The 13,662-nt window shown below is 32.3% G+C and carries 7 protein-coding genes; all 7 read right to left on the bottom strand.

Annotated elements, in window-relative coordinates:
• Window positions 1-7: 7 nt before the first annotated feature.
• The gene (locus tag RHP49_11390; GenBank protein WNH11507.1) at window positions 8-1,993 is read right to left on the bottom strand and encodes a glycoside hydrolase family 97 protein; all 1,986 of its coding nucleotides are present in this window, start codon (window positions 1,991-1,993) and stop codon (window positions 8-10) included.
• A 23-nt stretch (window positions 1,994-2,016) separates the two neighbouring features.
• Complete coding sequence (locus tag RHP49_11385; GenBank protein WNH11506.1) at window positions 2,017-4,395, bottom strand: glycoside hydrolase family 31 protein; 2,379 nt, start codon at window positions 4,393-4,395, stop codon at window positions 2,017-2,019.
• A 245-nt stretch (window positions 4,396-4,640) separates the two neighbouring features.
• Window positions 4,641-6,524, bottom strand: coding sequence for a hypothetical protein (locus RHP49_11380; GenBank protein WNH11505.1), 1,884 nt, complete (start codon window positions 6,522-6,524; stop codon window positions 4,641-4,643).
• A gap of 26 nt (window positions 6,525-6,550) precedes the next feature.
• Window positions 6,551-8,125: a RagB/SusD family nutrient uptake outer membrane protein gene (locus RHP49_11375; GenBank protein WNH11504.1), complete on the bottom strand. Its 1,575-nt coding sequence runs from the start codon at window positions 8,123-8,125 to the stop codon at window positions 6,551-6,553.
• 13 nt (window positions 8,126-8,138) lie between these two features.
• Window positions 8,139-11,567 carry a TonB-dependent receptor gene (locus RHP49_11370; protein WNH11503.1) on the bottom strand — a complete coding sequence of 1,143 codons (3,429 nt, stop codon included), beginning with the start codon at window positions 11,565-11,567 and terminating at the stop codon, window positions 8,139-8,141.
• 192 nt (window positions 11,568-11,759) lie between these two features.
• The gene (locus tag RHP49_11365) at window positions 11,760-12,923 is read right to left on the bottom strand and encodes a DUF4974 domain-containing protein (GenBank protein WNH11502.1); all 1,164 of its coding nucleotides are present in this window, start codon (window positions 12,921-12,923) and stop codon (window positions 11,760-11,762) included.
• 143 nt (window positions 12,924-13,066) lie between these two features.
• Window positions 13,067-13,636 (bottom strand): RNA polymerase sigma-70 factor, encoded by a 570-nt coding sequence (locus RHP49_11360; protein ID WNH11501.1) that lies wholly within the window; start codon window positions 13,634-13,636, stop codon window positions 13,067-13,069.
• Between the last annotated feature and the right edge of the window lie 26 nt (window positions 13,637-13,662).

Genomic DNA, 13,662 nt, shown 5'->3' with positions numbered 1-13,662 from the left:
TTATAAATTATATTTTTTTAAACCGAATAGCAGTTCCACCACCCGACGGTAGTTTTAAAGTCATTTTATCTGTAGCAGTTACTTTTTTAGTTGAAATACCAACACTTGCTGGATTATTTTCTAAATCGGTTCCTTCTGCATCTGCATATATTTGTGCTTCAAATGTGCCCTCTCCTAAAAAGGATAAATCAATTTCTAAGTCACGCGTATTTTCGTTGGTCATACTTCCTAAATACCAATCGTCCGATTTTAAATCTTTACGAACAGTTGTAATATATTCGCCAATTTCAGCATTTAATACTTTGGTGTCTTCCCAATCTGTTGGTACATCTGCCAAGAATTGAAATTCTGGTTTCCCAATGTAATTTTCTGGTAAATCTGCTAACATTTGAATTGGTGAATACATCGTTACATATAATGCTAATTGCTTAGCTGCGGTAGTATGTACTCGACGATTATTAAAACCTTTTGTTTCTAAAACATCAATAACTCCAGGTGTAAAATCCATAGGACCTGCTAACATTCTAGTAAAAGGTAAGGTTACCGTATGACTTGGCGGATTACCATCACTCCAAGCATTGTATTCTTGACCTCGAGCACCTTCACGTGCCATCATATTTGGGTAGGTTCTACGCTCTCCTGTTGCCTTAATGGGTTCATGAAAATTTACTGTTAATTTATATTTTGCAGCTTTTTCTAAAACTTCTCTGTAATATTGAACCCCAAATTGACTCCCATGCCATTCTTTCATATTTAATTTATCGCCAACTTGACCAATTTTAACATCGTTAATTCCCATATCTTGATACAATTTCATACCTGCATCAATTTGTTTTCTGTAATTAATAATATTAGAACCTGTTTCATGATATCCAATAATTTTCACATCATTATCTCTGGCATAATCTGTTACTTCTTTTAAATTGAAATCGTCTGTAGCTTCAGTAAAACTGAATACGTGCATTTTATTTTCGTACCAAGCAGGTGTCCACCCTTTATTCCATCCTTCAATTAATAAATGATGTATTCCAAGTTTCTTACAGTCATCAATATATTCTTTAGATATTTTAGTGCTTGCTCCATGGTTTGGACCTTCCCAAAAGGAATATTTAGAAATATGCATACCCCACCAAACACCAAGGTATTTGTAATTTTCAATCCAACTGGTATCTTCTAATTTATTAGGTTCGTTTAAGTTTAAAACAATATAAGACTCTATTAAATCCCCTGGCTTCTCTCCAATTTGAAGCGTTCTCCAAGGTGTGTTAAAAGAACTATTGGTTCGTACTTTATCACCATTACTCCAAGGCATTAAATCAAGATCAAAATGAGTTCCGCTTTTATGAGCTATAGTATAGCTTGCAAAATCTTTCAAATCTGCTTCATGAAAACTTAAGTATAAACCATTGTTACTCTTGATTGTTAATGGTGTATGAACAGTATCTAATGTACTTAATCCTGATTTTGTAAATAAATGCTCGTAACGATTTGTTTTATAAGCTGGAATCCACCATGCATCACCATCGTTAGCTATATTGAAAGACGTGAGTTCGTCTATGATAACAATGCTGTCTTTACCTTGTTCTGGATAAACGTATCTAAAGGCAATACCATCATTAAAGGCACGAAATTGAATTTCTAATTGTCTTTTGGTTTTTGAGGTTTCTTGAAGTGTTACCGATAATTGGTTATAATGATTACGAATATGGTGTTTTTCTCCCCATACTTGTTCCCAAGTTTCATCAAAAGCCGTTTCTTCTGCATGAAGGACTTCAAAATTACTACTTAGAGAATCGTTGTTTTTAAATATGAAACCCAAATCTGATGTATTTAGTACGCTTTTGTCTCCATGAGAAACACTGTATGTTGGTACGCCATTTTGTAATTCAAATTTTATATTATTTTTTGCATTTGGTGATGCCACTTGATACATAGCATCTTTTTCTTGTTTTACACAAGAAATACTTAAGGCGACTACTAATACTATAGACAACTGTTTAAACATTATTATTTCTTTTAATTAGTAATTTTGAAACTTGTTTTTTCTGAAACTGGATTATTTTTAAGTACAAATCCTGAATCTTTTTTATCTAAAATTAATTCGTGCAATTCAGAATCGTTTGGCAGATACAAATACCCTTTAGCCTCTGTAGTATCAGCAGTATAAACTTTTAGTTCTATCTTGCTCCAGTTCATATCTTTTGTTGATTGTGCCAATTTAATATGGGGGATTACAGTACCATCTTTAACTAAGGCAATAATAGGAATCGCTCCAGCTTTAATGGTATGCCATCCTTTATTGTATACTTTACCTGTTTGATAATCTATCCATTTACCATCTGGCAAATACACCTTTCTTTCCGTTACATTTTCAAATAATGGAGCGACCAACATATCTGACCCAAAAAGGTATTGATCGTCTACTAACCAAGCACCTGGATCGCTAGGATATTCAACAAATAACGCTCTTAGCATTGGCAAACCATTTTCAGAAGCGTGCTTAGCTTGCGCATAGATATATGGCATTAGTTTGTAACGCATATTATCTGCATCTCTAAATCCGCTTAAAAACGCCTTACTATATTCCCAAGGTTCTGTTGGTGGTTCACCATGACTGCGCACATGCGAAGTAAGCATCCCAAAAGGCGTCCATCTTCGATATACATCTTCTGGAGATTTTGTTGTAAATCCACCTACATCATGACTCCAAAAAGAGAAACCAGATAACCCTAAAGAGAGTCCTCCTCTTAAGGTTGATGCCATAGCTGTATTAGTTGTTGCTGCATCGCCTCCCCAGTGTAAGGGATAACGCTGACTTCCAGCCCATGTACTACGTGCCCAAATAATACTGTTGCCTGTAACTTCTTTAGTGATTTCAGCAACCGCTTTATTGTATCTTAAAGGATATAAATTATGTTCGTAAAAACCTGTTTTTCCATTACTATAAATACCAGATGCAGGTCCAGCCTCTCCAAAATCTACCTTAATAACTCCAACTCCTAACTTAAGTAAAGAAGCTATTTTTTCTTGATACCATGCAATAGTTTTAGGATTAGTAAAATCTAATGTAGCATCCTCATAAGGAATGTTTCCTTTCTTGTCTTTTACAGCTAAGCCTTTTTCAATAATTTCATTAAACAACGTGTTTTTTGGCGTAAAATATGGTAACTGCCATAAACAAACATTAAAACCATCTGCTTTCATATCGGCAATCATTTTAGCAGGGTCGTCAAATCTGTTTTTCGAAAATTCGTAATTACACCTCCAATCTGTTTCAAACCAACCGGTGTCAAAATGAATAACATCACTCGGTATTTTATGTTTACGAAGATTTGTTGCTATATCCCTCCCTTCTTGTTCAGAAAAATAAGTAATACGACTCATCCAAAAACCAAATGACCAAAGGGGTGGCATTTCTGGTTTACCTGTAAGGTCCGTATACTCATCTAAAATATCTTTTGGCTCTCCAATAAACACGAATAAATCGGCTTCATCATCACCAATCATCATAGAATTAGCAGCATTAAAATATTTACCAAAATCTACCGTAATGGGTGTAGAATGGTGCATAAAAACGCCATAACCACGACTACTCATATAAAAAGGAATAGGTTTATACATGGTTTCATTTTGTACACCATTAGCATCATCTGTCCATAAAATCACTTTCTGTCCACGTTTATTAAATTGTGTAAATGATTCACCACAGCCAAATATCTTTTCTTCTGGCGACATGGAAAACACAGCATCCATACTACGAGAATAGTCTTCGGCTCTTCTAACAAATGAAAAAGGCGTTACGGGTGTATATGTACTTTTTACATCATCTAAATGCAACGTACTTGTTAGTAATTTTCCCGAAGCATCATAAATATATACATGCCAAGGTTTTTCAGTTATTAACACAGATCCTTTTGAACTTGTGTATTTATGTCCTTCTGAAACTTTAGAATATGTCCATAAATTTCTAGCATCTTTCGCAACACCGTCAACAAGCATTAAAGATGCCTCTTGTTTTTTAAATTGAGGTCCTGATGATGTTTTTATTCTAATGGTTCTATCTGAAATAAACTCAACTGAGAATGGCAATTCTGGAGAAACCGCATATTCTGTTGAAGGAAATTCATTTGCAATACTAGGAGTAAGCTTGCTTAACATATTGTTAAAAGCTTGTCTGGTTGCAAAGTTATATCGTAAGTATTTAATAGTTCCTTGTCCTGTTTCTGGATTAAAAGAAGCTAATTCATCGGCTAGATAATACGTGTTTTTATAATCTTCAAAATCTTTACTAATATCTGGCGGCGTATTTAGCGTATTATTATTTTGAAGTTGGGCAATTGAAACGCATGTATATAGTAGCAGACTTAATAGGGTGAAAAGCTTATTAAATTTCATTTTATTTTTTTTGAACATATTGAATATTTAAATGCTGTTACCTGTCTAAATTAAAAATTAAGACTAAGGAAACATAATTAGAAATCTATAATAATTTAAATATTAGATGATTAAGTTTAACCTATTTAGATTAACACAAAGTTTATAGAATTTACTTCAGGTGTATCCTTCTCCACTGAAGCATTCTTCAATCAAAGCAATATATATCACTGCACCTAAAAAGGTACAGTGATATATTTATGTGTTTAAACTCCTGGAACAAAAATCCAGGTTATCCAGAATGCGTCTTCACCTGAAAGTGCAGCATCTCTTTCTGCTTGTAAAAGCAATGCACCTGGTTCTATTTTAAAAGTTCTAATTGCTGTCCAGTCTGCAACAGCATAATCAGCAGTCCATGGGTGTAGCATTTCTGCTGTAATAGTTAATTCACCATCACTTACGCTCCATGTTCCATTTAACGTTACAGAACCACTATCTGTTAATTGGTTAACAACCATAGTTCCATCAATGTTAAAAGTCATGTCCCCGTAATCTACACCAACATCACCAGCAGCATATTGTTCTCCTGGTAAGGGATTCCAAGACCAAGAAGCAAAATCTGAATACACCGCAGGTCCTTGAACTGCAATACCCCCAATAGTAGTATCATAAGTTCTATTAGAATCTATTTTCCAAGTATTTCCTGTCAAAATAGCTTTAACCTCAGCATTTGGATCAGCATTTGGATCTTCTAACACAAAATGGAATACCATATATTCACTCTTAACTTCATCGCGCTTACCAAACCAAACATCAGTAACCGTTGTACCCGTTAAGCCCGTTTTTATAATTTTCCATTCATTATTGGCAGTTGTAGATACTTTATCTAATGAACTTCCTACAGGAAAAACAGGTGTAATATCTGTGAAAGTAATAACATTAGTTCCATCTGTAGAAGTTATATATGTACCTTCTGCTTCATTACCATTACTATCAATAGTAGTGACTGTACCATCATCATTAAATGTTATTTTATTATTAACGACAGCTACTTGATCATCTGGTGTATAAGCTGCCCAGTCTGGGTAATCTTCAACAGAGTTCCAATCATTTAAGAATGTTCCATTTAAATCTGTCCAGTTAAAAGGAGTATCTGGACTTAAAGACCACGTTTTTGATGTTGTAGATGTTACTGATAATAAATCATCAACAGTCCCTCCGTTTAAATCAATAGCAGGATTTGGATCTGGTAAATCTTCTGCTACCCAATTATCGCTATATTCTTTTGAAATAAAGTTAAAAATCACTAATTCTTCTTTAGAGTTATGAAATGCTGCAAGTTGCATCGCATCTTCTGTTAATGTTAAAATTCTATAATTAGACCAATCATTAACATCGTTATCTCCCCAAGAATTTTGTAGTATAGCTGCATCAGTTAGTGTTAGTGTTTTTGCATCAGCATCTAAAAAATAGGTTCCATTTTCTTCGCCTCTATTAGTAGTAAGAGCGTGGTTTACATTAATAAATGGCCCACCTTCTAAACTAAATGTCATTGAACCATAATCTCCAGCATCTGCAATCCACTCATTTCCTGCCCATTCTGGTTCCCATATCCAACATAAACCATCATCTGGATTCCCTTCACATTCTTTATCCCAAACAAGTTCGTTTCCAGAAAAAGACATTGGTGCTCCAAAATATTTAGATTCACCATCTGCATTCAGGTCTAAATACCATGTTTTAGAATGACCAACACCACCAGAAAGAGCGGTCCATAAAGGGTCATCTACATAACTTAAATTATCATCTGTTACCGTAATTGTAACCGGATCTAATTCTACAATACCTCCAGCAGTTACTGCCGAAATATATATTGTATAATCTCCTTTAAAAGCATATTTAACTGTTTCAACTTTTTTATTAGATTTTCCAGTTCCATAATTCCATGTTAAAATAACACCATCGGTATTGTTAGTCATGATTACAGTATTTCCACCTGAATCTGCAGTAAAATCTTGAACAATTTCAAAATCTATTTCAGATTTATCAGGCGTATTACCAAGTGAATACTTTTCAGCCTCACAAGATGATATTAGAAATCCTATTCCCAACATCAAAAATGATGCAATTAATATTTTTATATTTTTCATTTTTAAATATTTAGTTTAGTTAAAAATTACCAGCCAGCATTTTGCTGTAAAACATTATTAGATAATGTAATTTGCGTATTTGGAATTTGAATCAAACCGTTTGTTGTTTTGATATTTTCCTCAGAAATAATTTTAGTATCTGATACACCACCACTTAACAATTCTGTAGTTTCAGCAATTGTTGATGCAGCAGTATTAACACCTTGACGTAATAAATCCCAATATCTAACACCTTCTAAAGCAAATTCTAAATGTCTTTCTTTCATAATATTTTCTTGAGACACGGTAGTTGAGACAAAATTCTCTTTATAAGCACGCTGTCTTACCTCATCAAAATAAGTTTGCGCATTAGCACTTCCTAATTCTGCTGCCATTAAAAGCACATCTGAATATCTCATAACCACATAATCTTGAAATTGGCTAATTTGAAAACTAACACCTCCAACTGCTGTTACAACACTATTACCATCTATATCAGACATTGGTGAATACTTTTTATTATAATACCCAGTATATTCTCTTTGGTTATTAATTTTATCAAAAGGAATTTCTTCATCATCAACACTAATAATCGATGCAGATCTTCTAGTGTCAGTATCTTTATAGGAATCCCATAATTTACCATTCACAGTAATTCCCCATCCGTTTCCGTAAGGATAAGATGTGAATTCTCTCATACCAAACATAACCATCCAATGGTTACCATCAGTATTCCCATTATAATCACTGGTATATGTATATTTAATTGAGAAGATATTTTCTTTATTATCTTCTCCTGCATAATTATCTATAGATGCTGCTGGCCAAAGTGTTGAAAAATCATCAACTAAACCATGTCCGCTTCCTGTAATAACATCTTCTAAATGTGATAATGCTTGAACTTTAGTAACTATACCTACTAAATCTGATTTACCATAATACCCTGTGTAATATAAATAAACACGACCAAGTAATGATTTAGCAGCCCATTTTGTAACACGCCCACTATCAACAGAATTGTAAGCTCCACTTGATAAATTTTCTGCAGCAAAAACTAAGTCCTGTGCTATTACAGCATAAACTTCATCTGGATTTGCTTGCGGAATATTTTCAGTAGAAGGTTCTGTTAACAGAGGAATGTTTCCCCAAAGTCTTACCATTTCAAAATATAGATAAGCTCTAATAACTCGTGTTTCAGATTCGTAAGTATTTCTTAATGCCTCATCACCTTTCCAGTCTATTTGATCCATTTTAGATAAGAAAACATTACAACGGTAAATCGCTCTATAATAAGCTACCCAATTACCATTCAATAAATCTACATCGGCAGGAGAACGGTTAATATCAAATTCATCTACGGCAGCAAAATTATAGCCATCAGATGCGCCAGTTCCACCAAAGCAGTCGTCAGACATGACTTCGCTTGCTACTGGAAAACTCATACCTCCAATACCACCAACAACTTGTAATCCATCATAACATCCTACCAGTGCGGTATATGCATCATCTGTACTTGAATAAAAGTTTGTATCTGTTAATTGTGTTAAAGGTTCTGTGTCTAAACTACAAGAACTTAGAGACAATAAACCTAAAAATAATATGTATAAATATGTATTTTTCATTTTTCTATTTTTTTTAAAGTTTAACGTTTAATCCCATCATAATCGTTCTTGGTCTAGGATAATATCCTACATCAACACCAGATGAAAAACTATCGGTTCCAAATCCAATTTCTGGATCCATACCGTCGTATTTAGTAAATGTATGTAGATTTAATACAGATACATAAACTCTAAATTCACTAGCAAAAAAGGGCTTACTTTGTTTTAATTTCGCTAAGTCAAGACCTAAGGTAATGTTACTTAGCCTTAGGAAATCTCCATCTTGAATATATAAATCTGAAAACTGAGTAAAGTTCCTGTTATCTTCCGTCACTCGTGGTGTTGTATTTGAAGAACCTTCTCCATGCCAACGATTAAATATTGCTGATGTATAGTTTCCATATGCACCTGATTGATCTCTGTAAGATTGTACTAATTGATTTCCTGCTACACCATTTGCTGAAACAGAAAAATCAAATGCTTTATAACTTCCTGTAATTGAAAAACCAAAAGTAAAATCTGGATTAGGATCACCAATCATTGTTTTGTCTTCATCGCCTATGGAACCATTTCCAGATATATCTTGATAAATAATATCTCCAGGTGCAGCATTTGGTTGTATCCCATAATCATTTACCTGTTGTTGGTTTTGAAAAACGCCTGCCGTTTTAAAACCCCAGAAATAGCCTATTGGAAATCCATCTTGTGCTCTGTAAAACTCTGGTGCATTATTATACAATTGATTTGTGGCGCCGTGTATGATACCATCTGCCGTCGGTATTTCTCCAACTTCATTTTTGTTATATGCGCCGTTTGCAGCAATACTATAACTAAAATCACCTATTCTATTTTGATAACTTAATGCTAATTCAACACCTGTATTTACAACATTACCTCCATTTATATAAGGCGCATCAGCACCAGCCGTTGCTAAAATTGGAGCTACAATTAACCAATCTTTATTCGTTTTTTCATACCAATCAAAATTAATATTTAAAGTATTATTAAATAATCTGGCATCAAAACCTATATTGATTTGTTCTGATGTTTCCCATTTTAAATCTGGATTTGGCAATCTATTTGGATATGCCCCTGGTGTTAATATCCCTTCTTGATTTCCGAAAATATAATTAGTGGTTGATGTTTGAATTGGTGCTAAATATTGAAAAGCTCCAACATTCTGGTTTCCTACTTGTCCCCAACTCGCTCTTAATTTAAAAAAGTTAATCGCATTAGAATCACTCAAGAAATTTTCATTTGAAGCTACCCAACCTGCTGATACCGATGGAAAGTACCCCCATTGATTATCTGGATGAAAATTAGAAGAACCATCAGCTCTAAACGTGGCATTTAATAAGTATGTGTCTTTAAAATTGTAGTTTAACCTACCAAAATAAGACATTCTCTTATTTTCTGATTTCCCACCATTAGGACCACCAATTAAAGTACCATCTCTATTTGTAGCATTATCTAACCAAGCATGATTTAAATCACTAAAAATAACATTCACATTGTTACCACTTAAATAGGTGCCATCATAATTTATTGAAGATGAACCAACCAAAGTTTCAAAATGATGATTATCTGTTACATCAAACTTATATGTTAATAAATTATCCCAAGTTAAAGTTTTACCTTTATTCATATCCTGAGAAGCTCTATCAAATTCATTAAATGAATAAACTGATAATTGATAAATAGGGCTATAAGAATGTCCTTCTCCTGCATAATAATCTAAGCCTAAAGTTGTTTTAAACGTTAAATTTTTAATTGGCTCTATTTGCAAATAAACATTACCTAACAATTTCTGATTATTACTTTCATTCTGATTATTATAAGCCATCTCTGCATATGGATTGGCAACACCTGCTAACCAAGGTTCACTACTATTAGAAGTATTAAAGTAATCTCCATTAGTATCATACATAGACAATAAAGGCGAAACACTAAAAGTACTTCTTAACGAGTTATTATACTGATTACCAACACCTACTCCATTTTTATTTATATATGCAAAACTTAAATTCTCTCCAAAAGTGACAATATCTTTATAAAGTTTATGTTCTGAATTAAATCTGAAATTATATCGTTCGTAGTTTGATAAATCTTTACCTCCAACAATACCTTCTTGACCTAAATAAGATAAAGATGCTGAATACACAGAACTATCTGAACCTCCAGACACTCCTAAAGAGTAATTTTGTGTAGTAGTATTATCAACAAACATTTCGTCTATCCAATTTGTACCATTTCCTAAACCAGCTATTTCAGCATTAGTGAAATAAGGGTTTTTACCCGAGTTCATTGCTGCTTCATTTATCATAATAGCATACTCACTAGCATTCAACAAATCCATTTTTTTAGGCACTGATTGAAGACCATAGTACTGATCGAAAGTAATTTGGGCAGCCTTACCTCTTTTTCCTTTTTTTGTTGACACTAAAACAACACCATTAGAAGCTTGCGATCCATAAATAGCTGCAGATGCTGCATCTTTTAGAACAGAAATAGATTCTATATCTGAATTATTTAAGTATGATATATCATTCGTTAATATCCCATCTACTACATATAAAGGGTTACTCCCTGAGGTAGACCCAACACCACGAATTACAACTTTTAAACTTTCTCCAGGCTGTCCTGAAGTAGATGTTATTTGTACCCCTGGCGATTGTCCCTGTAACGCCTGAAGCGCATTAACCGCACTCATTTTCTCAAGGTTTTCACCACTAACTTGTACACTTGCACCTGTTACAAGCGCTTTTTTTTGCGTTCCATAACCAACAAGTACCACCTCTTCTAATGAAGCAACATCCTCTTGTAGTGTAACACTTAAATTAGTTTGTCCGTTAACCGATATTTCTTGTGGTATAAAACCAATGTAAGAAATTAGTAAAATGGCATTTTTATCTGAGACTTTTAAAGAAAAGTTTCCATCAAAATCTGTTTGAGTTCCATTTTTTGTTCCTTTTTCTAAAATACTCGCTCCTGGTAAAGGTTGCCCATAAGCATCTATGATTATTCCTTGTAAATCGAATGTTTGTATCTTATTTTCTTTAACCGATTGATTAAATACTTCTTTAGGAGTAGTAGACTCTTCATTTTTTAATAAAAATATTTGTCTATCAACAATACTATAAGACGTATTTGTATTCAAAAACATTTTATTTAATACAACATCAATAGATTCCTTTTTTACATTAATAGAGATACTACGTTTAATATTTACATCTTTAATTTTATAAACAAATCGAAATTCTGTATTGCTTTCAATCTCGTCAATAATTTGACTTACTGAAGCGTTATTTAAATTTAAAGAAACCTTTGTTTTTTGAGAATACGAATTGTTTGCTTGAAGCGTGAAGAATACAACAAATATAAATAGTACGCTTAGTTTCATCTTTAAGTCAAATTTTAGCAGTCGTTGGTTATGGCTTCTTTCTTTGTTAAGAAGTTTTTTCATACTTTTGAAGTGTTAATTGTGGTTATTAATTTAGCTTAATCACATTTTTAATAAATCGGGAAATGTGTCACCATTTTCCGGTTTTTTTTTGTTCTATTTTAAATGTGTTAAAATGAACAATAAAAATGTGCTTTTGATTTAGTTTAATTTTTGTGGTGTCTAAGTCATAGGCAAGAGTGAATTTTAGTTTAGTTAGTTGATTAATATTTTATTATTTTCTATGGTGTAATTAATGTTATAGGTGATTTTGAAATATTCCAGTATTTTTTCAATGGGTTCATTTCTAAAACTTGCATTAAATTTCTCGTTGGCTAATTCAATGTTATTTGCAGTGATCTTAACATTGTAATGTCTTTCCATTTTTTTTAGAATATTATTAAAAGTCATATTTCTAAAAACTAATCCGCCGTCTATCCAAGATGTGTAAACACTCGTTATTACAGGATTAGTAGAAATACTAATGTTTTGTTTACTGTAACTCCCCTTAAATCCAGGCTTTAATAATACATTATTATTTACATTAACTTTAGAATATAAGCTAACAGAACCTTCAACAAGAACGACATCGGTTTCACTATCTTCAGGATAGCTAGACACATTAAATTGAGTTCCTAAAACTTGAACATTTAAAGCACCAGAATTGACTATAAATGGGTGTTTAGTATCTTTAGCAACACTAAAAAAGGCTTCCCCTTTTAAATATACTTGGCGATTTTGTCCTGCTAAAAATTTTACTGGGTATTTTAACGAAGTACCTGCGTTTAAATGAACGTGTGTCCCGTCAGACAATAACACTTCAAAACGTTTTCCATAAGGCACAGTTAATGTGTTATATACTAGAGTTTCTTTCTCAACTTCATCACTATATACTATTTGTGTACCGTTTTGTGTTCCTATAATATTTCCTTTAGAATCTCGTAACTCAGAAGTACCATCTTCTTTAATAATTTTTACTGAACCATTTTCTAATTGAAGCGTAATATTTTCGATGGAAGGTGTTATTAAAGTCGATTTACTGTTAAAATATCCTGTTTGGTATAAATAACCAATGCCCAAAAACAAAATAGCAACAGAAGCATATTTAAAAACATTAAATACCTTTAACTTTCTAACCTTGATTTTATTATTTATTATTTTTTCTTCAAGATTCCTATATACTCTTTCAATTTCAATTTGTTTGTAAATAGAGAGTTTGTCTTGAATGTTTTTCTTATCTATAATTTTATTGTAAAGCGCAAGATTGTCTTCATGTTTTAACCAATTATCTAGAATTGCTTTTTCTTCTATTGTAATTGTTTTCGAAATCGATTGAAAAATCAATTGTGCTATTTGGTATTCTGATAGGTTTTCCCGCATTATCTTTAATATAATAAAATAGAATTTTATTGTTTGCGAATATGCTAATATTATAACATATTTTTTTGCAATTTGACAATATACCTATATGACTAAAAAAAAGGTGTTTCGGGTGGAAAAAAAATGAAATAAAATTTAAAATATTATAAAGTCGCTAATAATATTTGAAAAAAAGGATGATTTTTTAAATGTGATTTTAGGAGCTCAATGGCTCTTGACCGTTGAGATTTCACTGTATTTATACTTATTTGAAGATCTTCTGCAATGTCTTTATATTTTAAACCTTCTAAACATGATAATTCGAAGACTTTTCGACATTTTGATGGCAAAGTATCTAAAGCTTGAAATAAAACAGCATAAGTTTCTTCTTCTATAATGAATTGATCTTTTAAAGTTACAGAATCATGCTTTTCTAGATCTAAACGTATAAATTTCTTTTCTTTTTTAATATAATCTAAAGAAGCATTTCGCACCATTGTGTACAAATAAGATTTTAGATTATCTATTTTATCTAGTTTATTTCTTTTTTGCCAAAGTTTAAGTAAAACATTTTCAACAATCTCTTCAGCAGCATATTTATCTTCAACATAGTTAAGAGAAAACAAATACAATCTTTTATAATAGGTGTTAAAAATAATTTTAAATGCATTTTTATCCCCTTTTTTTATAAGAGTTTTAAACGATTTTAAATTACTAATTTCATTATTTTTCAATGGCACCTTATTAGTTTACACATCGC

The organism is Flavobacteriaceae bacterium HL-DH10 (genome assembly GCA_031826515.1).
Lineage (GTDB): Bacteria > Bacteroidota > Bacteroidia > Flavobacteriales > Flavobacteriaceae > Thalassobellus > Thalassobellus suaedae.
Note: the sequence above shows the minus strand (reverse complement) of the source record. Positions and strands in the feature narration are given on the sequence as shown.